Origin of the sequence: Maribacter hydrothermalis (genome assembly GCF_001913155.1) — a bacterium.
GTDB lineage: Bacteria > Bacteroidota > Bacteroidia > Flavobacteriales > Flavobacteriaceae > Maribacter > Maribacter hydrothermalis.
Genome location: NZ_CP018760.1, coordinates 3963684 through 3986580, shown reverse-complemented (window position 1 = coordinate 3986580; position 22897 = coordinate 3963684). Strand labels below are relative to the sequence as shown.

20 protein-coding genes are annotated in these 22897 nt (G+C 31.9%); 7 read left to right on the top strand and 13 right to left on the bottom strand.

Annotated elements, in window-relative coordinates:
- Positions 1–4 precede the first annotated feature (4 nt).
- Both BTR34_RS17175 and BTR34_RS17170 read right to left on the bottom strand, forming a co-directional pair.
- Positions 5–934 (bottom strand): 2-hydroxyacid dehydrogenase, encoded by a 930-nt coding sequence (locus BTR34_RS17175; protein ID WP_068484863.1) that lies wholly within the window; start codon positions 932–934, stop codon positions 5–7.
- A 3-nt stretch (positions 935–937) separates the two neighbouring features.
- Positions 938–1453, bottom strand: a complete 516-nt coding sequence (locus BTR34_RS17170) for a DUF6155 family protein (protein ID WP_068484864.1) — start codon at positions 1451–1453, stop codon at positions 938–940.
- A 172-nt stretch (positions 1454–1625) separates the two neighbouring features.
- On the opposite strand from BTR34_RS17170, the gene BTR34_RS17165 reads away from it, so the two are divergent.
- Together BTR34_RS17165 and BTR34_RS17160 are read left to right on the top strand one after the other, a co-directional pair.
- On the top strand, positions 1626–2489 hold the full coding sequence (locus BTR34_RS17165) for a sigma-70 family RNA polymerase sigma factor (RefSeq protein WP_068484865.1): 864 nt from the start codon (positions 1626–1628) through the stop codon (positions 2487–2489).
- A 770-nt stretch (positions 2490–3259) separates the two neighbouring features.
- Positions 3260–4555 carry an interleukin-like EMT inducer domain-containing protein gene (locus tag BTR34_RS17160; RefSeq protein ID WP_197496167.1) on the top strand — a complete coding sequence of 432 codons (1296 nt, stop codon included), beginning with the start codon at positions 3260–3262 and terminating at the stop codon, positions 4553–4555.
- Here BTR34_RS17160 and BTR34_RS17155 read toward each other — a convergent pair.
- From BTR34_RS17155 to BTR34_RS17130, 6 genes are all read right to left on the bottom strand, one after another.
- Positions 4545–5852, bottom strand: coding sequence for a YaiO family outer membrane beta-barrel protein (locus tag BTR34_RS17155; protein ID WP_082960168.1), 1308 nt, complete (start codon positions 5850–5852; stop codon positions 4545–4547). The genes BTR34_RS17160 and BTR34_RS17155 overlap by 11 nt on opposite strands.
- On the bottom strand, positions 5852–8233 hold the full coding sequence (locus tag BTR34_RS17150) for a sulfatase-like hydrolase/transferase (protein WP_068484867.1): 2382 nt from the start codon (positions 8231–8233) through the stop codon (positions 5852–5854). Before BTR34_RS17150 ends, BTR34_RS17155 begins: the two co-directional genes overlap by 1 nt.
- 5 nt (positions 8234–8238) lie before the next feature.
- The gene (locus tag BTR34_RS17145; protein ID WP_068484868.1) at positions 8239–9669 is read right to left on the bottom strand and encodes a glycosyltransferase family 2 protein; all 1431 of its coding nucleotides are present in this window, start codon (positions 9667–9669) and stop codon (positions 8239–8241) included.
- The gene (locus BTR34_RS17140; RefSeq protein ID WP_068484869.1) at positions 9662–11860 is read right to left on the bottom strand and encodes a HEAT repeat domain-containing protein; all 2199 of its coding nucleotides are present in this window, start codon (positions 11858–11860) and stop codon (positions 9662–9664) included. Before BTR34_RS17140 ends, BTR34_RS17145 begins: the two co-directional genes overlap by 8 nt.
- Positions 11861–12015: 155 nt before the next feature.
- A complete protein-coding gene (locus BTR34_RS17135) occupies positions 12016–12381 on the bottom strand; it encodes a response regulator transcription factor (RefSeq protein WP_068484870.1) in 366 nt (121 codons plus the stop codon).
- Positions 12381–14144, bottom strand: coding sequence for an ATP-binding protein (locus BTR34_RS17130; RefSeq protein WP_068484871.1), 1764 nt, complete (start codon positions 14142–14144; stop codon positions 12381–12383). Before BTR34_RS17130 ends, BTR34_RS17135 begins: the two co-directional genes overlap by 1 nt.
- Positions 14145–14286: 142 nt before the next feature.
- On the opposite strand from BTR34_RS17130, the gene BTR34_RS17125 reads away from it, so the two are divergent.
- Entirely contained in the window at positions 14287–15576 is a 1290-nt protein-coding gene (locus BTR34_RS17125; protein WP_068484872.1) for a dipeptidase, read from the top strand.
- Here BTR34_RS17125 and BTR34_RS17120 read toward each other — a convergent pair.
- Positions 15573–15977, bottom strand: coding sequence for an acyl-CoA thioesterase (locus BTR34_RS17120; RefSeq protein ID WP_068484873.1), 405 nt, complete (start codon positions 15975–15977; stop codon positions 15573–15575). The genes BTR34_RS17125 and BTR34_RS17120 overlap by 4 nt on opposite strands.
- Before the next feature lie 390 nt (positions 15978–16367).
- Between BTR34_RS17120 and BTR34_RS17115 the strand changes: the two genes are divergently transcribed.
- Positions 16368–16775, top strand: a complete 408-nt coding sequence (locus BTR34_RS17115; RefSeq protein WP_068484874.1) for a glyoxalase — start codon at positions 16368–16370, stop codon at positions 16773–16775.
- On the opposite strand, the gene BTR34_RS17110 is transcribed toward BTR34_RS17115, so the two are convergent.
- A complete protein-coding gene (locus BTR34_RS17110; protein ID WP_068484875.1) occupies positions 16764–17444 on the bottom strand; it encodes a DUF2461 domain-containing protein in 681 nt (226 codons plus the stop codon). The genes BTR34_RS17115 and BTR34_RS17110 overlap by 12 nt on opposite strands.
- A 94-nt stretch (positions 17445–17538) precedes the next feature.
- Here BTR34_RS17110 and epsC point away from each other — a divergent pair, with 94 nt between their 5' ends.
- Positions 17539–18330, top strand: a complete 792-nt coding sequence (epsC, locus tag BTR34_RS17105) for a serine O-acetyltransferase EpsC (RefSeq protein ID WP_068484876.1) — start codon at positions 17539–17541, stop codon at positions 18328–18330.
- Positions 18323–19207 carry a cysteine synthase CysM gene (gene cysM / locus BTR34_RS17100; RefSeq protein WP_068484877.1) on the top strand — a complete coding sequence of 295 codons (885 nt, stop codon included), beginning with the start codon at positions 18323–18325 and terminating at the stop codon, positions 19205–19207. The genes epsC and cysM overlap by 8 nt, the downstream gene beginning before the upstream one ends.
- Before the next feature lie 71 nt (positions 19208–19278).
- Here the strand turns inward: cysM and BTR34_RS17095 are convergent, their stop codons facing one another.
- The 3 genes from BTR34_RS17095 to truA form a co-directional block, all read right to left on the bottom strand.
- The gene (locus BTR34_RS17095; RefSeq protein WP_068484878.1) at positions 19279–19821 is read right to left on the bottom strand and encodes a hypothetical protein; all 543 of its coding nucleotides are present in this window, start codon (positions 19819–19821) and stop codon (positions 19279–19281) included.
- Between the two features lie 173 nt (positions 19822–19994).
- Entirely contained in the window at positions 19995–21089 is a 1095-nt protein-coding gene (gene corA / locus BTR34_RS17090; protein WP_068484879.1) for a magnesium/cobalt transporter CorA, read from the bottom strand.
- Between the two features lie 32 nt (positions 21090–21121).
- The gene (gene truA, locus BTR34_RS17085; RefSeq protein WP_068484880.1) at positions 21122–21907 is read right to left on the bottom strand and encodes a tRNA pseudouridine(38-40) synthase TruA; all 786 of its coding nucleotides are present in this window, start codon (positions 21905–21907) and stop codon (positions 21122–21124) included.
- Between the two features lie 475 nt (positions 21908–22382).
- On the opposite strand from truA, the gene BTR34_RS17080 reads away from it, so the two are divergent.
- Positions 22383–22865 carry a hypothetical protein gene (locus BTR34_RS17080; protein WP_068484881.1) on the top strand — a complete coding sequence of 161 codons (483 nt, stop codon included), beginning with the start codon at positions 22383–22385 and terminating at the stop codon, positions 22863–22865.
- Positions 22866–22897: the final 32 nt, after the last annotated feature.

Genomic DNA, 22897 nt, shown 5'->3' with positions numbered 1-22897 from the left:
AATATTAGTATCCCTTGTCAGTATCTACTAGATTTTGCAATTTTTTACCAGAATCTAATCGTTTATAGTTCTCCACAATTTGCGGAATTACAGAGTTTGTATCAGAAACACTGGCATAATGAGGAGTCATGTGTACTTTATTATGATTCCAAAATATATGGGATTTAGGTAAAGGTTCCGTATGATACACATCTAAACACGCACCGGATAAATGTCCCGAATCCAACAAAGCAATTAGATCATCATCTACCAAATGTCCGCCACGAGCAACGTTAATTAGATAGGCATTTTTAGGCAATTGCGATAATAATTTTTCATTTAGGATGCCTTCAGTAGCAGGAGTTAATGGTAATAAACAAACTAAAATATTTGAAGTGGATAGAAAAGCGGAATGTTCATTATCTCCAGAAAAAGCTGTCACTCCTTTTATATTTTTTTGACTTCTACTCCATCCTTGCACCTTAAATCCGAATTTAGTTAAGTCGGTTGCGGTAAGTGCTCCTAATTCTCCAAGACCTAGGATACCAATGGTTACATCTTTAATACGTAAATAATCCATGGGTTCCCATTTATTATGAATCTGCTTTAATTTATAAGTATTTAAGTTCTTAAGATGAGCAAGAATAGCGGCAAGCACATGTTCAGACATATCGCTTGCTAAAAATGGGTCTACAATACGTGTTATAGGGATGTTTTTAGGTCGGGTATCGTCATTAAAAATATAATCGACACCTGCACCTGCCGATGCTATACATTTTAAATTGGGATAATTGGCAAGTGAACCCTTAGGGTGCTTCCAAATAATAGCCATAGTAATATCCTCTTTTGGATGCTCGTCTAAATAGCTGTATACTTTTAATGAACTATTAGCTTTGAGCAAAGCATTTTTCCATAGTTCAATTTTATTATCTTGTCTTATTATTACTATTGCCATAATCTAATCTAAATCTATAATATCTAATCCCTTTGAAAACTCATCATCGAATAACCATCTTTGTTTTTGAGTATCTGTATATATTTTTAAAATACGTTCTTTAAACTCAGGTAAAATACCTTGTACTGACGTATATTGTATAAGTTCATTAAATGAGTTGAGCATACTTCTAAAAAAGGAATCGGGCACATTTTTATCCATGGAAAAAGTTAGTGCTATTTCGAGATTATAACACATAACATCTGCAACTAAATGTGGGTCTACTCCTAGTTTTATAAAGTGCTTTAAAAATTTTTGGGCTACGGAACGTCTTGCTTTAGGTCGCTTACGCTTTAAAGGAAAATATTCGTTAGCGATTTTTGCTTTAGCATCTTGTATCAACTTGTCTTCCTTAGGATTAAAAGCAAAATCATAATATGTTTTTACTGCTGGAAATTTCTCGTAAAGCTCTAAAATTTGTTCTTCCAATGCCTTTTTTGGAAGTTTAGAGATATATGTTTTTAATGCCCTTTTACTCATAATACCTAAGTGTGTTATATCAAAAATAAGTTATACTATTCTAAAGTCCTAAATGCATAATTCTTTGTTAAAGCTTATAACTAGTGTAGAAGTTAAGTCGTATTTCTTTGGTAATGACAAGAATAAGTGGTATACTGTAAGTTCGTACAACTTCTAAATTCCATACACACATATGAGGCAACTAAAGATTATCAAGCAAGTAACGAATCGTGAATCCAAATCATTAGACAAATACTTGCAAGATATCAGTAAAATTGATTTAATTACTGCAAATGAAGAAGTAGAATTAGCACAGAAAATTAGAGAAGGTAGTCAAGCTGCATTGGAAAAATTAACCACTGCAAACTTAAGATTCGTAGTTTCTGTCGCAAAGCAATATCAAAATCAGGGTTTAAAATTACCCGATTTAATTAACGAAGGAAATTTAGGTTTAGTAAAAGCAGCTAAAAGATTTGATGAAACAAGAGGATTTAAGTTTATATCCTATGCCGTTTGGTGGATCAGACAATCTATATTACAAGCTTTAGCGGAACAATCTAGAGTAGTTCGTTTACCTTTAAATAAGATTGGCTCCATTAATAAGATTAAAAAGACATTTTCTTATTTAGAGCAATCACATGAGCGTCCACCGTCTCCAGAAGAAATTGCAAAAGAATTGGAAATGACTGTTTCTGAGGTAAAGCAATCACTAAAAAATTCGGGCAGGCACGTATCTATGGATGCACCATTGCGTGAAGGTGAAGATTCTAACTTATATGATGTATTACGTTCAGGTGAATCTCCAAGACCCGACAATCAATTGTTACAACAGTCGTTGAATACTGAAATAAATAGAGCTTTGGACACCTTATCACCACGAGAAGCAGATGTTGTTAAGTTATACTACGGTATTGGTGACCAGCAATCAATGACATTGGCTGAAATTGGACAAACGTTCGATTTAACAAGAGAACGTGTAAGACAAATTCGTGAAAAGGCCATACGTAAGTTACGACATGCATCTAGAAGCAAGTTGTTAAAAACGTATTTAGGATAAATAGAAATATATTTATAAAAAAGAAAGCGCCCGTATTTACGGGCGCTTTCTTTTTTCCTTAGTGTTTTAAAACACTAAGAATACGTTAATTTGTTGATATTGAAATTTACGAGGATGGTATTTAAATCCTGAATAAAATTTTGATAGGATGAATGATCTTGATTTTGATGTGCCATAAGAATCTATTTTTTTGTTGTTTTGGTTTGGTTACTATTTACATATAGTCCAACTCAACTAATTCGTTGATACTTAAAATTTCGTTTAAATCTTGAAGAAACATAAGGTATTCTTCACCGTAAGTGTCGTAAAGCATTTTTGTAGGTTTAAAAATTAAAATTGATTTGGGTATATTAATCTTGTAGTAAATATATAAGGAAAGTGAGGTTACAACAATTAAATGTGGTGAACCATTTTATTTTTGTTGTAAAACCCTAGAAAACGTGTTGTTTGTAATTAAAATTCTAAAACTCCCTGTTTTCAGGGCTTTACAGAAATGTATTTCAACCTATTTTTTGGTATTTTATCGATAATCTAAGCAAAACGCTTTAAACTATAAGGCTATACTCAACAGTTTTGGTATTTAAAAAATACAACTTGTCTTTACTATAAAATCAAATAACGATTTAAGTATAAAATTTCACAAAACATTTATGAGCAATCTGCTTTGCCATAACTTACAACAATATGAAAAACATAAATTCGTTTTCATTTTACAATCATACGAGTATAGCTATTGATGTATGGTTGAATTTATAAAAGAAAGAAATAAAATGAATAAAAATCTCGTATTAAGTACTTCTTCCTTAAAAATTAGACTACTTATACTTTTTTTATGTCTAGGAACCATTGTAAAAGGAAATACCTTTTCTCCTGCTATTGATCTTGATGAAAAAACAATTAGCCAAGAATTGGTGCTTAACAGTCATAGTTTTAATACTCATGAAAGAAGCACATTTACTTTTTTATCACAAACAGAAGGTGTTGAACGTGGATTAACCATTATACATTTAAGAGCCAATAATAAAATAGAATTCAAAACATTTGATACCTACGGTAGCAAAGAAGATGTTCAGGAATTCATCGCGGTTTATTCAAAAATGATTAAAACTAATGCCATTATTGCAATTTTAGCACACGATTCTGCGGCAGCTAGCCTTGTTGGGTCAGAAAAGCAGTTGGCTAGTTTGGGATTAACAAAATTAAGTACACTTAAAGGTAGACAAGCCTATATTATGCATAACCTAGCTGGCACTATTGTAGAGCAAATTGATGATAATTCAATTACACAGACCATTAACATACCTTCTGAAATAACTTCAAATGAAGAGTATTTCCCAAAAGAGGTATATGAGTTTACCCCTAAAATTGACAGATACATTGCACATGCTGGCGGAGAAGTATACGGGGTGAAATCTACCAATTCTAAAAATGCACTAGATGAAAACTATAAAAAAGGATTTCGCTATTTTGAATTGGATATTATCGAAACAGCTGACGGACATTTAGTTGCGGCACATGATTGGAATATGTGGGCACGTTTTACAGATTATACGGGCACTCTTCCTCCTACTCACGATCAATTTATGAAGGAGAAAATTTATGGCGACTATACTACCTTGGATATGGAAGGCATAAATACTTGGTTTAAGAATCACCCAGATGCCACATTAATTACAGATAAAGTTAATGACCCAATTTCTTTTGCTGATGCTTTTGTTGATAAAGAACGATTAATAATGGAGTTATTTAGTGTTATGGCAGTAGAAAAAGCATCGGAGCATGGTATACATGCAATGATTTCGCAAGAACCATTACTTGATATTAAAGGCGATCAGATTAACTTTCTTAAAATTAATAATGTAAAACATGTAGCACTATCTAGACGAATAATAGCAAGTCAAAAGAAACTTATGCTTGCATTAAAAGAAGCAGGTATTAAGGTTTATGTATACAATGTTAATTTTGACCCAGGTAAAGACGAACAGTACGTACAGGACAATGAATTGGGCTTAGTTTATGGGATGTATGCAGATAAATGGATTTCAGATATGAAACCTAAAAATTAAACTGATAGGTTAATCCAGCCGAGAAAGAATAAAAGAAAGTTCCAGGGTCAAAAGACTGTTCTTGTCGTAATACCCCAATATTGGTTCTATATGAACTAATATCATTTTTACTAGAAAATTGATATTCAAAGCTTAACCGTTGCGATTCTATATATAGTAATGTTTCTGCAAGTAATTGATCTCCTGAAGTAAACTGCCTTAATTCTGGCGAAAAGCCAACTCCGAAATTTACCCCCATATAATTCTCCGCATCTTTTAAATACTTACGAATTAGAATATTTCCCGACGCTTTGGTTAATTGATTTGAGCTTGGCGTAATAAAAGACCGCAAGGAGAAATAATAATTACCTCTATAATAGCCTAATGAATTAGTAATAGATTTCACATCTCTAGTCGCAAAACTAATATAACGCCCACCTGCAGAAAATTCTATTCCGCTTTTATGATTATAATAAATATCTCCGCCAACTTTATGATCTGGGTATAATTCAGATTCAGAAAAGCCGTAGTTTATATAGGCATAAAAACCTTTGGCAATTTTTGGATACAAATCTAAATCAAGTTGTATTCCATTTTTCCCAACTCTATTGCTATTGTTTAATCTTGGTATTATACTACCATATTTTGTTTGTCGCTTATATGAAATACTATTGGATGTAACTGGGTCAAAACGTTGGTCAAAAAAAGTAACCGAGCTATTCACTGCCACCCTATTTTTTAACTTTTCTTCAGTTACTGGCGTTTTTCTAAGTGATGGATCTAATTCGTCTTCAGTTGCTACTTTTTTGTTTTGTTCAACATCAACTAATTTAGAACTTACTTTACTGTCTACATTATACCACCCTTTATCTTCAAATTCTATGGAATTTACGGCTTCAAAAGCCAACGATTTTAATCGTTCTAATTCTTTATCTTCTTTAATAAATAATAAGCCCTTATTTGCCAAACCTAATGCAGTTGCATAATTTTTTGCATATAATTCATTTTTTACCGCCGATATCCAAGCCTCTCTATTGTCCTTTTCTTTTGATAAGATGGTATTGAAAAGTAACCGGGCTTTATCAAAATTTCCTCTCCAACTTAACGTACTTGCCAATAAAATTGATGTTTTATTATCGGCTGTTGGCTCTTTTGCCAACGAGTTTAATATGGTATAGGCAGAATTGGTTTTGCCCTCATACGCAAGCTCATAAGCTGTATTAAAATCTGGCAACGATTTTTCAGCGTCTTGTCCAAAAACACTGCTAACGCCTATAAACAAAAAATAAAATATAATATGTAAAACCGTTTTACTCATTATTCAGTTGAAGCCAATTTTTTATCAGACTCTTTTATTACGGTTGTATGTATATTAATCCCTGCGTTTCTGGCAAGGTTACGCGCTCTTGAAATTTTATCAGCTATTTCATTAGCGCTAGAGCTGTTTGCTTCAACCATTTCTATAAGTTCCAGTCCCTTTTTCAGTTGATCCGACCAAAAATAGACATCAAATAAAGCAGCATACGAATCAATATAATTTGGATTCAGATTTATGCATTCATTTAAAATTTCAGCAGCTTTAGTATGTTGGCCTTTCCATGAATACACCCTACCCATTAATATTTTAGTATCTATATGGCTAGGTGCTTCCGAGAGGTTATAACGACATAACAACAATGCTTTATCCCATTTTTTATTCCATGCTAATTCCCGTGCTTTAAAATATCCTTTATCAGAATCTTTACCGTCATAAACACTATTTAGCCAAACGGTTTCCGTATCTGTAAATTTTTCTTTTTGAATAGTGAAAATAGCCAAGCTATCCGGTATAATTTTATTTTCTGTTGTCACGTAATGATTAACAGATTTAAAGCGCTCTAATGTCTCTTCTACAGAACCACCACCAAACGCAGAACTTATATTCATATTCTCATCTAGCTGCATAATATCCCCATCCGTAAATAGTTTTTCTCCGCTTATATATTCCTTCAATTCATTCTTATTTCTCATTAAAGGAATGTTTTTAATAGACCTAAATGAAGTTTCCATATCTAAAGCACCACCCATCCAAGCAACTTTTTTAGGCATTTTTAATTCATATGAATTGTCTAATAATGCTAATATGGACGGTGTAACATCAAAATGTGAAGACACAGAACTCATTTTACGAGTAGCCTTTAACATTGGGCTATACATAATTAATGGGACATGAAAACGACTAATATTATTTCGTTGTGGAATAGGTATTAGCCTATGGTCACCAGTTATTATAAAAATAGTATTGTTGTAATTAGGTTGCGATTTATAGGCATTCATAAACCATTTTATAGCATCATCAGTATATAAAAGCGTTGCAAATACATTGTCGTTTTTTTCAATTACTTTTTCAACCCTTGAGTCAAACCCTCCTTTAGAAAGTTTTTCCTCCACCTTTTTTTCATATAAATCTTGATTTGGCGGAATAAAAGGTTCGTGCGTACTAATAGTCATGTATACCTCCAATCTAGGTTGATTGTCTTCTCTAGGCAGACTAATACTTTTCTTGAACAATTCCTTATCAGGATAACCCCAAGAAGAACCAGCTGCGTCCTCAGCTTGCTGTTCATAATTAACACCAAAACCAGATTTGTCTAAAACAAAATCAACATTCTCACTTTTAAGAAACCGATCAACTTTATCGAAAGAGCTATTGGTGCCTTGATAGAATGAGGTGTGGTAGCCATTATTTTTAAGAACACTAAACAAGGTTAGTTTATTAGGAAACTCGTCTAGTTCCATAAAGCCACTTTTACCAAATGGTAACGAGCCTAATAACGATGGTAGTACGCCAAATGTCCTACCGGTATTACTTAGGAAATTTTCCCAGTATAACGACTTGGTAGAAAGTGAATCTAAATAAGGTGTAAAACCTCCGTATTCTGCGCCTTCACCAACAAAATCTCTACCTAGACCTTCAACCATTATAAAAACGATATTCGGTTTTTCATCCTTTAACTCAAAGTACTCGCCAAGAACATTTTCAATTTCTGGTTTTTTCACCAAAGGATATTCTTCTGTTGAAGTATAAGAATTATCTTCTGTACTACTATTGTAGAGGTTTACGGCTAAATACTGAGTTTTATTCTGATTAATGGGTTTCCCATCGGTAAACAAAGAAGCAACAAACAAGCTGAATAGGACGATGGTAAACGGGTACATTCTGCTAATACGGTGATAAAACTTTGAGGTAACTCTATATAAGCCTAAAAAGAGACTAATTAAGAAAACAATACCAATAAGCAAATAAACGGAAATCATAAATCCGCCCGAGTTTGCAATGGTTATTTTCATATCAGAATAACTATACCCCAATAAATCTGACCCTAACGGTACGAGCGTAGTACAATAATAGCCCGTTAACATGGCTTCGATAATTAATATAAAACTTAGTAAAACAAAGACTAGATTAAAACCATATTTTGACCGTAGGTTTTCCCAAAAGTTAAATGGAAATACCATAATTATACCCGTAATTGCGGTAAATCCAATTTGGTGTATAATAGCTTTTAACAAGCTTGTAGAAAAAATAGTATCGAGTACACCTTTGTAGTATAGTACACCATATTGAAAAAGCATCAACACCAGCAAACATCCAAAAAAGGAAATCATAAGCCGCGTATACTGCTTTAAAGAATATCTATCTATAGTACTTGTGTTCATGTTTTTTACGATGCTTTAGCAAAACCTTTTCGGACTTGTGAACCCCAACCGGATTTTACCTTAAATAACTTTTTATAATTGCCCCTAACTGCAGCGTATACTACTATTGGGTGAAAAATGAAAGGCTCAAGAATAGAAAGCCCCATTAATATTAAAATGTCTTTTGTTTTTCTATATTGATTGTACGAATACACATCCCAAAGAATGGCGTAAAACGAAATCATAATAGAGAAGAGGTATATAGATGCCGTAATTAGAATAAAAAATTCCCAATTAAGAATACCTAAATATGCAAATAGTATAATTGTAAAAAATCCAAAGAACTCTAATAATGGAGCAAGCCACTCATAAAAAAACCAATACGGATAACTTAATAAACCAAGTCTGCCATACTTAGAATTAAACAGCATATCCTTATGTTTAAATAAAGTTTCTAAATTACCACGAGCCCAACGGTCCCTTTGGTTTACAAGAATTTTAAGGTCTTCGGGTACTTCTGTCCAACACAAGGGATCTGGAATATACTCAATAGTATACGGTTCTTTAAGGTCATGCATATAACGTCTCATCTTAAAGATAATTTCCATATCCTCACCAACCGTTTTAGTATCATAACCACCTACAGCCAAAGCTATTTCTCGTTCAAAAAAACCAAATGCACCCGATATGATCAATAAACTATCGATTCTACCCCAGGCCATTCTACCTAAAATAAAAGAGCGTGTGTATTCTAAAAGCTGAAACCTTGCCAACCAATTAGTAGGAAGTTTAATTTCCTCTAGCCGACCACCTTGTATAATACATGAGTTTGCTACACGTATAACTCCACCAACAGCAATAACCCTTTTCTTTGATCGTTGAAAAAAAGATTTTACTACATGTAATAAAGCATCTGGTTGTAATAAACAGTCTACGTCTATACAACCTACATATTTACTAGTGGATAAAGCTACACCCGTGTTTAAAGCATCAGATTTGCCGCCATTCATTTTATCTACAACGGTCAGCTTTTCAAATGCCCTATTTCTAGACTTATAAATACCTTTAACCGGTTTTGATTTCCAATCTGGATCTATAGCTACATCTATTTTTTCAAGATCATAATGATCTATTAACTTTTGTAATGTATCGTCCTTACTTCCGTCATTAACCACCATAACGTCATAATTAACGTACTGTAAAGACAATAGGGATCTTATATTCTCCACAATTGTTAAACCCTCATTATAAGCAGGGGCAATAATGGTAATTGTTGGTGCCAATGGTGACGCCATTATTTTAGTGATATCCGTAAAACTATTTTTATTTCTATAATGAAGCGAATTTCTTGTAGAGAAATAAGCCATAGCGGAGAACATGATAAACAATATCATGGTAAACAAAAAGAATACGAAATTGATGTACTCTAGTATAATGCCAAATAGTTCGCTATCCATTTAACTTGTTGTATAAACTATTGGACATAGAACATAACTGATCAAACAAAGTAGAACCGTTGCTATTCGATTTTAAAATTTTATTAGAAAACTCACGACTTCCCAATTCAAAATTCACTTTAAAAATAGCGTCTTCCTTTTCTTTGGACCCGCTTAAATCTGTTTCAGAAACAATAATTTTTGATTGTATTTCTTTTAAAATAGCCTTGGCTTTTTTTACTAGAAATTTAGATTCAGTTTGTATTACGGTTTCTAACAAATGAATTTCTTTTACATCACCAATTCTTTTAATCTCTTTTAATAGAACTAATTTAGTTTCCGTGTCAGCTAGTTTAAAAATTTCGGTAAAAACACTTTCCGCCAAATCGCTTTCTGAAGAAAATAACTGATTTGGCCTAGGTGATTGATATGAGAACCTTTTTATTAATTCATTTGCACGATTTAATATTAATTCTGAATTATTTTGGATAATAATGTCTTGAAGTACTGGTAATTCCCTACAATCACCCATTTCTGCTATATTTTCTAAAAGAACCATTGTATCAAGTTCTTCCTGATCTACAAAATTGGCTGAAAATGAAATAGTGTCATTTTCAAAGTTTACTACGCACTCCTCTGCATTGGTAACTTGTTTTGAAATCAGATTTGAATTGTTATCTATTATTATGTTCCAATCTAAATCTGCTAATTCAGTTTCTATTTCTGTTTCTACCAGATTATGTTGTTGATTATTTTCAATTTCAATATCCTCATCTAAAGAAAATATGGATGAAAAATCATTAAACTCTTCAGTCGTAATAATTTTTTCTATAAGTATAGGTTCAACAACTATGGGTAAAAAATCAAATGTTAGTTCGTTATCTATTTTTGCGGTTTGTTTTATAGGTTCATTCTTGTTGTCGTTCTCAATACTATCATCATAGACATTGGGTAAAAAAGTTAAGTCAACATTTTCAATAGAATATTTATCTACATTAAGTTCACTATCTGTTACTTCTTCTTCTAAAGAGTTGAGTCCAACTTCACTTAATTCCTCTTTATTTTCTATTACTGGTTGTTCTTTTATGTCATCAGATAAATTACCGACGATTTTCTCTTTTAAATCGGAATCAACTAGTTCTTTAGGCTGCACAGGTACTTCGGTAATTGATGAATTTGAAGCAGTATCAATAGTTGAATCTGTTAGTTCATCCGTATTTATAGTATCTAAAAGTTCAATATCTACCTCATTTGCACTAGGTTCAACAATAAAAAAATCTGGCTTAGATACATTTTTAGTAGGCAATATACATTCAGGATCAAGTTTATTTAAAGTGCCAAAAACCTTACTTTTAATATTAAAATTCCGTTCTTTTTTAGTCAAACTTTCTAAAAAAGCAACATCTATTGCAGAGCCTATTTCACCAATTGTATCTAAAATGATAATTTTTACATCGTTGCTAGCTTTTGTATAAACCAATTTTAATGTAGGTAAAGCACTTTTAAAATAAAATTGTTTTATACAATCAATAGCTTCGGTTTGTATAGCTCTGTTCTTATGTTTTAAAAGGGTAATAATAGACTGTTCAGCATCGCTCTGACTATAAAACTTAATTAAACGTAAGGCAAACAATACCACATGGGCATTTGTAGAAGTTAACCAAAGTCCAAATTTAGGTGGTTCAAAATCAGGCTTATGTCTAAGCACGTCTAATAACTTTAATTGTTGCCATTCAGATATTTTGTACCTGGTATTATCTAAAAAATAAACAATACCTTCTTCTTTTAGGTTTACAATGGCTATTTCCGCTTGCTTTCGAATAGTACTTTGCCTATGATTAATAAATTTTAAGATTCGACTATAAGATTCGTCTACCTCCATAGTCGTTAACTCTAAAATACCACTTGACACAATTTGCCATCTTCTGCTTGACAATTTATAATAAGCATCATTATGTAAGCCTAAATCCTTGTATAACTCTATAAGTACGGTTTGGGATTGTCCAGATAGATCTTTCCTTAAATCGAGCAATACTTCAGTTAAAACCGCCCTATCGAAGCTATTCTTTATTAACTCTCTTATTTGAATTTTAAGGTTTAGATAATTCATTTTATCCTCCTTTTTATCCGTGTCTTCAAAAAATAGAAACTCGCTGATCATTGGAGAAAATTCAATCTTTTTTTCCTTGGTACGACCACTAGAACTACTCATAGCGTTTCTAATTAAAAAAATAGAAACAAAATATACCACGGCCAGTACCCCAAATATAATGGTAGACCACCACAGGTATTCTAAATTGAATTCCGGTGCATTTATTAGCGATATGTTTATTTGATTTGGGGGAATCAACAAATTTTTATTTATTTCTACTTATTTATTTCTTTTGCTATACGTACTAATAATTCGGTCGGACTTACTGGTTTTGTAATAAAATCATTTGCTCCTAACTCAAATGCGGTAAGGACGTTTTGCTCGTTACCTGCAGATGAAATAATAATTATAGGTGTTTTTAATTTTAAATCATTTCTAACGAAATCAATAAGTTCTATTCCAGAAAAATAAGGCATCATAATATCACTAATAATAATGTCTGGCATTTCATTTTTAAGATAATCTTTAACCTCTTTTCCGTTTGCTGAATAATGAACATCATAACCTCCTTTTTTCAACCTAAAGTTTATTAATGAAGCTAAAAGTTGGTCGTCATCAGCTAAAAGCACTTTTTTACCCATTACTTTAATTTGTTTATGATAGCCAAATCAAAATCCAATTTTTGCTCTAGTTTAGGATAGTCGTTCAAGAATATTTTATATAAAGCTTTAACCTCGCTAGCCTGGTTTGCCTTACAATGTGCTTCTAGCTGTACAATTAACCTTCGCATACCATCGGCCTTTAGCATTGCAAAACCTGCTTTTAATTTATGCGCTGAAAATCCAATTTCTTTTAGATTTTCTGTTTGCAAATGAATTTTAACATTACCTATGAATTCAAGAGCGTTCAGTTTAAAAAGTTTAACTAATTCATTAAGCATCGCTATTTCTCCAAAGCATTCATCTAACAAATTGTTTAAATCGACCAAACTGGTTTCTTTTGGCTCTATCATAGGCTTATTAATTATAGTTCCATATTCTTTTAACATACTTTTTTCTCGCTTATTTTTTACAATTACTGACAACAAACTGTTTAGTGTATAGGGTTTTAAAAGAAAATCGTTAATACCTATTGCAGCACAATCTTTACTATCTTGTTCAGTAAAATCAGCGCTAAATGCAACAATGGGAATTGTACTTATTTGTGGATGTGTATGAGCTCTTATTGCTTTAGAGATTTCAAATCCGTTTAATTCGGGCATTTTAAGGTCCATAAGAATCAAGTCTATTTTATGGTTTGTTAAAATATTCAATCCATCTTCCAATGAAACATTTGCATGAACTTTACATCCCCATTTATTTAGTTGTTCAACAACTAAATGTTGGTTCATTAAATTATCTTCAAAAACTAATATTTCAGTACCTTTTAATAATTCTTTGCCTTTTAAGGCGTCAATAGCATTTACTTTATTTACAGGTAAATTGGTAAGATTACCTTTGGTATAGGGTATGCTAAAAGTAACAGTAGTGCCTTTACCTAAAGTGCTGTTTATATGTATTACGCCATTTTGTTTCTCAATTATTTCTTTAGTTATGGACAGCCCCAGTCCGGTACCTCCATACTTTACAAAAGTGTCCTTCTCCGCTTGTGTGTAACGCCCAAAAATAGAATTGATTTTATCTTTAGAAATACCAATACCAGTATCAAGAACAGAAAACTCCAATATACATTCACCTTCTTTATCCTCTTTAACTATAACACCAAGTTTAATAAACCCAGATTCTACAAATTTGATAGCATTGCCAACTAGGTTTAAAATAACTTGAGATAGTTTAGATGGGTCACCCTTAACCACTTTAGGTACATTTTCATGTATGTCTATAATTAACTCTACTTTCCTATCAATAATTAATGTTTCACACAAAAACATTACATCATTTAATAAACCGTGAAGCCTAAAGTCAATAGATTCAAAATTTGAATTACCAGAAGATATTTTAGAATAATCTAAAACCTCATTAATAAGCTTAAGTAAGGTATTAGAAGCAAACTGAATAGCATCTACCTTTTTATGCTGGCCAGTAGTAAGCTTTTCTTCCTTTAAAAGATTAGCAAAACCAATAATACTATTTAAAGGAGTTCTAATTTCATGACTTACATGTGCAATAAATTGTTTTTGTGATACTTCTTGTTTTTCGGTAATTGGTTCTTTCAGCTTTTCATTATCAACTTTATTATGGTTTGATTCAAAAATTTGATTTTCTAAACTAGATCTAAACACATTAAAAGAACTTTTTAAAGCTTTTGCTTCTTTAGCACTTAACTCCTCAAAAGAAAACTCATTTACTGAACGCTCTAATTGAGATAATTGCCCTATTAAGTCCTTAGTTTTTGAAATAGACATAAAATATGTTTCTTTAGTTAGTGGGTATTTTCATTAATAATTATTTAAAAATCTTGCTTTATGCCCCCGTTGACAATAAAATGTTTTCTAAGGTTGGTTATTTGTTGTGAATACACTTAAATTGTAGGTCTAAAACTATATTATGAAGCAGTTTATCTATGTTATGTGTTTTTTATTAGTGGTCTCTTGTGGTGAAAAAAAGCAGGAATCAGTAGAAACAACCCTAGAAAAGGCTAAGCGAATACATGAAGGCGTTATTACGATTGACACCCATAATGACATCAATGTCAAAAACTTTACAGACAGTGTAAACTACACACAGCGGTTAGAAACCCAAGTTAACTTGCCTAAGATGAATGAAGGTGGTTTAGATGTAACTTGGTTAATAGTATATACCGGTCAAGATACGCTAACAGATGAAGGCTATACTAAAGCAAAACAAAACGCTTTAGACAAGTTTGAAGCCATACGTAAACTTTGCGAAGAAATAGCACCGGACAAAATTGAGTTGGCCTTAACTTCTGCAGATGTTAAACGAATACATAAAGCAGGAAAAAAAGCGGCTATGATAGGAGTGGAAAATGCGTACCCCATTGGTACAGACATGACCCAGTTTAAAACCTATTTTGATCTAGGCGCCAGATACATTTCACTAGCTCATAATGGCCACAGTCAATTTTCAGATTCTAATACAGGAGAAGCAGATAACAAATGGTTACATAAAGGTTTAAGTGATATAGGCAAAGAAGCTGTAATTGAAATGAATAGACTGGGTATAATGATTGATATATCGCACCCCTCTAAAGAAGCTATGAAACAAATGATCGAACTTTCCAAAGCGCCGATTATTGCATCACATTCTTCGGCTAGAGCCTTGTGTGATCATAGTAGAAATTTAGATGACGAGCAATTAATGATGATGAAAGAAAATGGCGGTGTTGTACAAACGGTAGCCTTTAGCTCCTATTTAAATACAGAAAAACATGAGGCTAGAGCGGCCTATATGAAATCTATTTATCAACAAGTAGCAGATTCCCTTGGAATTACTTGGTATGAGCGATCCCAATTATCTAGTTTAACTGATAGTGAAAAAGAGAGTTTTATGACCAACTACCCTAAAGTCTTAAAAATGGGGCAAGAATTAGTAGCCAATAAAAAAGATGCCCCTGCCGCGGTAAATGTATCTGATTTTGTAAATCATATAGATTATATGGTTAAACTTATAGGAATAGACCATGTAGGTATTAGTTCGGATTTTGACGGTGGCGGTGGAATTGAAGGATGGAATGACGCTTCTGAAACCTTCAATGTAACACTAGAACTTGTTGAACGTGGTTATACGCATGAAGAAATTGCCAAATTATGGGGCGGTAACTTATTAAGAGTTTTAGATGAAGTGCAAGCTGTTGCTAAGCAAATGGGAGAAAATTAATCGAATTCTCCCAAGGCTGCCAAACGGTCTTTTACAAATTCAATTTTTGTTTTTCCATGCGGTGTAGGCTTGCCATTTTCACCTAAATTAACCATGATAATATTGTCCACGGTAACAATAGTTTCATGGTTCATTTTATTTCTAACCTCGCAATTTAATGTCAAAGATGTTTTGCCAAATTTAACGACCTCAATTCCAATTTCTATGACATCTCCTTGTAATGCTGCACTCATGAAATTAATTTCTGACATATACTTCGTTACAATTTTTCCATTTTCTAATTGAACTATGGAATACAGAGCAGCTTCTTCGTCAATCCAAGCCAGTAAACGACCTCCAAATAAAGTACCATTAGAGTTTAAATCGCCAGGCTTAACCAACTTTCTAGTATGAAATCTCATTGTCTTATTTCTTAATAATTTACAATGTAAAGTTATACCGAAAATTAAGATTGAAACAACTTTCACGAAGAAGCCTAACCGATTTATTAAAAGTGATAATTGTTCGCCTTATTTCTATTATTCTGATAAAATGCTACTTGTTCAATTACTATTTTCTTAATTATAAGATCTTTATATTGACTTAGTTAATTTATTTGTTCATAACCATTTAAAAACTTGAAATAAACTTTAAATAAGACTTCTATCTTATACGTACCTTTAAGTTAACAATCTCGAGATAAGCCCGATAGGCTTGGAATTGAAAATTTAATTAAGATTTCGACGTAAACTTGTCAAACTGGCAGACTTTGTAGCATTTAAACCTCGATTAACGAGTAAAATCTAAAAATAATGGACAGAAAACAAAAATTGCAATCCATTCGCCCTTTAATAGCCTCTGCCAAAATAACGCCCAATATGAGTGACGACGAGCGTTTCCAAAACCAAACTTTAAGACCAATCATTAAACTACAGAACGATTTACTCCTTGCCTCTTTTCAGAATTACATTAAAAAAATGAAAAATACATTTTATGAACTAGAGCTAGAAAAACGTTTAGATTACATTGTAAAAGCCATTCAAAAAGACATTAAATTCAGAAACTCTTTAAAAGGAATGATAATAGGACAATTTACCGTAGAAGAATATGAAATATACATTTTAAATTCCTCCTCTTTAAATAAACGTATGATGAATATGGTTATAAAAAGAATTCAAGATCAAATACAATTTTTCGAAAAGTTAGCTTTAGTCCAATAAAGATTCTCCATCTAAGTTCGTAGTGAGTATACTGCTCATTAAATCAAAATATGGTCGTATCAACTTATAACTTTCATTTATTTGTTCTAAAAAGCCTTCTGACATTACCTCTTTATCAGAAAATTCTTTTGTGAAAATAAATTGCTTTTTTCTTATATACTCAATATTTGGGTCCTCTTTATCGAAGCCTTTTGGTGCAGTTTTTAGTTCCTCACCTTTTAACTCGCCCCAAACTTCTTTAAATTTCTTATCCTCAATAATATTCTTTAGTTCAGAAATGTCTAATTGCCATTCTTTTCTTATCCGTTGTAAATCATCCTTTTCTGGATTCCAAAAACCTGTAGCTAAAAAGCTATTTCCAGGCTCTATTTGTAAGTAGTACCCACCTCTACGATGTTGACCGGCCCTTGTAAATGATGCCGAAAAATTATTTTTATAGGGTGTTTTATTCTTAGAAAAACGCACATCCCGGTAAATTCTAAAAACTTTTAATCGTTCTATCTCGTCATGCGTTTTCATCTTTTCCAAAAGTTGGTTAAAAAAGAATTTTACTTTCTCTTCTTCCTTTTTAAAATCAGTTTTATGTTCCGCAAACCACTCTCTATTATTGTTCTCTTTAAGCAAGTTCAAAAATTTGAAAGTACTATTTGTAATATTCGATTCTAACATACGACCTATCTCTTGTGATTTTAAGCTAAAGTTAACCATAAGATGAGAAGTACTTTTAGTTATTTGGTTAATTTTGATGAATTAAAGTAAACTCATGGACCACCGATCTATAATCGAAAAGATTACTACCCACAAAAAGCAGCCAAATTTAAGATTTCGCTTAAAAAAGAATACAGAGAAGTTCACGGACCTTCTTTTTTATACCCTTTTTGATATTGAAACACCTGTAGCTGATAGCTTGGATAAATTAGAAAAACAATTTGACGAACTTGTAGATTTGGCCTGTTGGCAGAGTGAAAAACCATGTAAGAAAGTATGGGAAAATTATGTTGAAAAATTACCCTTAGTTCTTGAAAGCCTTAATCTAGATGCCGAAGCAACCGTAAACTGCGATCCTGCATCTTTATCAATTGAGGAAGTATATATGGCTTACCCAGGTTTTTATGCTATTTCCGTATATAGATTGGCACATGAATTATATAAAATAGGATTTCCTTTGGTACCAAGATTAATGACAGAATATGCCCACAGACAGACTGGTGTCGATATAAATCCCGGTGCGCAGATTGGAAAATCTTTTCATATTGATCATGGTACAGGGGTTGTCATTGGTGAAACCGCAATTATTAAGAATGATGTAAAAATTTATCAAGGTGTTACCCTTGGCGGATTATTTGTTGCTAAAAGTTTACAAAAGACTAAACGTCATCCAACTATTGAGAATAATGTAACTATTTATGCCAATGCAACAATATTAGGAGGCGAAACAACTATTGGAGCCAATAGCATTATTGGTGGTAATGCCTGGATAACCTCCTCTGTGCCCGCACATTCTACAGTTTTTCATACCCCAGAAATTAAAATCAAAACAACACCCCATGTCTAATTCTTTACTATCACTTATTGGTAATACACCATTAGTAAAATCAAGAGTTTTAAATACCAACTCAAATGTTTCTATCTATTTTAAGATGGAAGGACACAATCCGGGTGGCAGTGTAAAAGATCGTGCAGCCTATAATATGATTAAAACGGGTTACGATAATGGCGATTTTACGGCAAATGATAAACTTATAGAAGCTACAAGTGGTAATACAGGTATTGCGTTAGCTATGATTGCCGGTATTTATGGCCTTGACATAGAATTGGTAATGCCAGAAAATTCTACCATAGAACGTGTACAGACTATGCGTGCTTATGGAGCAAAAGTAACGTTGACATCTTCTGAGGTAGGCATTGAAGGTGCACGCGACTATGCTGAAAATAAGGTTGCAAAGGAAGGCTATATTATGATGAACCAATTTGGAAACCCAAATAACTGGAAAGCGCATTATAATACAACAGGACCAGAAATATGGAAAGACACTGATGGTACAATTACTCACTTTGTTTCTGCTATGGGAACTACAGGTACTATAATAGGTACTTCTACCTTTTTAAAAGAGCAGAATAATGATGTACAAATAGTCGGAGTTCAACCTTGTGATAATGCTAGTATACCTGGTATACGTAAATGGCCTCAAGAGTATTTGCCAAAAATTTTCGATGCTAAAAAAGTAGACCGCATTATGGAAGTGAATGAAATTGAAGCAAAAACGATGGTTAGAAGATTGGCAAAAGAAGAAGGTATTTTTTCTGGTATGAGCAGTGGTGGCGCTGCTACTGTAGCTTTACGTTTAGCACAGGAACTAGACCATGGCGTAATCGTATCTATAATTTGTGATCGTGGAGATCGTTATTTATCTTCAAACCTATTTGACTAAATAATATAGAAGAATAGTAAATAAAAAAGAGCCGTATTTACGGCTCTTTTTTATACTAAAGAATTAAATGATTAGTTCTTTAACATAGCAGTTTCTGAAGTTCTACTGTATTCTTGTACTAAAAACTCTAAATTTTCACCGCGTTCGTTTGTGAAAATATAGGTAGTTTTATCATTCAACAATTCTTTACTTTTTAAATTAATATTTTCTACAATTTTTAAGTTTTCGCCTTCATTCATGGCCACGACCAATTCATTATTTTTTGAAACTAAAATAAAATCCTCAGGAGTTTTAGATTCATAGCTAAAAACTATTTTCTCATCAAATGCATCGTCTTCATCATTATCTATTTGAACGGTTTTAACAATAGTTGAAACACTATCCACTATCCTATCTTGATCAATTTTACCAGCATCATCCTTAGAATGCTCAATAGTGTTTAACCGTTTCGTAGTAATTTCGACAGAATTCCTTACCAACTTTTTACCGTCGTTAATAGTGTAGGATTTTGAGATTTTAGTATCTAATACTTCTTGATTGTTTTCTTGAGCCATTACGGTAACTGTCATAAATAACAGAACTGCAATAGTCGTATACATAGTTCTAATTTTCATATATATAATTTTTAAGTTAAAAATTGGTTTAAAATCATTTTTTCAAAATAATTTAGATTCATGTAATATATATGGAAACTGATAATTTAAATGACTTTTTAAAATTAATATTTAATGGTATTGATTTTTAATAATAGTAGTATACAATATAGTTTTAAAAGAAATCCATAGCCTTATAGCCACTTTTTCTTTTTAAAATAAATCATCATTCCTATGAAAAGGGCAATCATTACGCCCCAGACATAGAAATATCCATTTTTGATATGTAATTCGGGCATATAATCAAAGTTCATTCCATAAATTCCAGCAATAAATGTAAGCGGTATAAAAATTGAAGCCATAATGGTCAATACCTTCATTACTTCGTTCATTTTGTTGCTCATGTTACTCATGTACATTTCCATTAAACTCATGGACATTTCACGATATATCTGTAAACTTTCATTTATTTCAATAGCGTGATCAAGGGCATCACGTAAAAATAATTTAGTATCCTTAGTAATTAATGTATTTTCAGAATCTATAAGCCTACTGATCAATTCTTTTACAGGATAAATCCATCTTCTAATTTTTAATATCTCCTTTTTTAATTCCTGAATATTTTTAGCAACAATGGGTTCTGGATTTTGATATACCTCTTCTTCTAAAACCTCTATTCTATTGTTTAAATTTTCTATGGCCAAAAAATAATTATCAACTATTGCATCAAGTAATGCGAAAAATAAATAATCTGCGCCCCTAGTTCTAATACGGCCAAGTTTACCATTAATACGTTCTCGTACTCCATTAAAAACATCTTCCTTAACCTCCTGAAAAACCAAAACGGTATTTTCCAATAAAACCAATGCTACGTGCTCGCCAACAATTTCATCCTCCTCAGAAATGTAAAGCATTCTAAAAACTCCAAAAATGTAACCATCATATTCATCTACCTTAGGACGTTGTTCTGTATTTACTATATCTTCAAGTACTAATGGATTTAGATTATAATGCTTACCTATTTGCTCAATAAAAGGCTCATCGGAAATACCTACCACATTTACCCATGAAATTTTATTACCTTTTTCTTCTTTTATAAAATCAACTAGGTTGTTAAATTCCTTTGTTTGAAATTTATCCGCAGAATAGGTTGTATTAATAATTACACTGTCTTTAAGTTCCTTGTTACCCATGTAACTGATGGTACCAGGAGCTTTACCCATTTTATTATGTTGTCGAGAATTCTTTTTCTTACGTTTAGGAAAGTTTAATTTCTTAGGAGTAGCCATTCTTTTTTTATAAATATATTAATTCTAAACCACTACATTTCAAAACCAAGTTGGTTTAAAAGTAAACCTGATCCAGGAGCTATCGATTTTAATTTTAAGCTAGAACCCTGTTTTAGTGAGTCTTCTATGTCAATTAACGAAAGTTCATTTTTACCTAATTCCACTAAAGCCCCCATCATCATTCGAATTTGATATCGCATAAAACCTTTGCCTTTTACTTTAAGTATATAACTCTTTTTTGGAAAAAAATTTGCCGTTAATAAATTATTAGATTCTATACTGCACGATTCAATTTTACGTACAGTCTTAGTATTCGGTTTTAATTTGGCTGTATATATAGAAAAATCATGCTTACCAATAAATAAATTTGCCCCTAGTTTCATTTCTTCAATATTCAACTCTTCTATATAATTCGTTATGAATGGAGCACTAAATGGATGGTTCTTATCTCCAAAGGAAAAAAAATAAAAGTACTCTTTTACTTTTCCATCTTTAATAATATTGAAATCTTGATTAACTTTTTCAATGGAAAGTAAACGAATATCGGTGGGTAAATTTTTATTAAATTGAAGTATAAAATCATCCAGATTTTCTAATTCTTCTTCTAAAAATAGTTCAAAGGCACCAGCTAAGGAGGACACTTTTGCATCTGTTCTTCCAGCTCCTAGTATTTTAAAATTCCTATCAGGATATAAAAATAAAAAGGTCTTGTTAAGCATACCCATTATAGTACGTTGTTTTGGTTGAACCTGCCAACCACTAAATCTAAATCCTAAATACTGTAACCGTACTAAGTAGCAAAAACGCGTAATCTTCATAATTGTAAAAATAGAGACTATATTGTCAATCACTTATTAGATCTTGGAAAATTCTATTTAATACTTTTCCAGTACTATTAAAATCGTTTACTTAAAAGCAAGAATAAAATATCCAAAATATGGCAAACATTCGCCCTATCTACTTATGGATTATTAGTGTGTTTGCTATGTTTTGGAGCATTTCAAAAGTTGTAATTTTTTTAATTGTATTTTAATATCCAATAATTTAGTGGATAATCTTATCAATGATTCTTCACCTACATATATCAATAAACTCTACTGTTCTATTAATATTTTTTGGTATAGAGATAGTGGGCTTACTCCTGAAATTTAGCGTGGATAAAGGTGGATTACCTTAAATTAAACATATTAAGCAACATTCTATACCGTTCGTCGATTTGTTTAAAATAAAGCATACGCCAACCCGTTCTTTTATCAATATATTGATTTCCCAAATCCATATAAATTATTACCTATGAATTTTATCAAAAGAATTCTATCATGGAAAAGAACGGTGTTTTTTTCTGTTGTGATATTGATATTATTGAATATTTTAAATTTTTACGGACTATACACGAATAAGTTTTACTTTCTTAAAATTGACAATTATATATTTCCACTATTATCAATAATTCATTTTGCATTTCTATACATTTTGTGGCATAAAATAATGGAAGATGAATTAAGTGATCCGCCCATGCGAAAATTAGAATATATCTTGTATGTTATTTCTTTAGTTTACGTTTATAAACTAGTTGAAACTATGAGTATTTTATTAAGCTATAATGACTTTGACCACCAATTAATACCTACCATTTTTATACCCATGGGATGCATAATTTTTACTCTGTATATTTTGCTTTTACTAGTTACGTATGTAGCAATTGCGTATAGAAAAGAAATTGTTGGTCCTTATCTTTTTGATGATATGAACCAGCATGTAGATCACTGGAAGTAAAAACAAAGCCCTTTCAAAATTGAAAGGGCTTT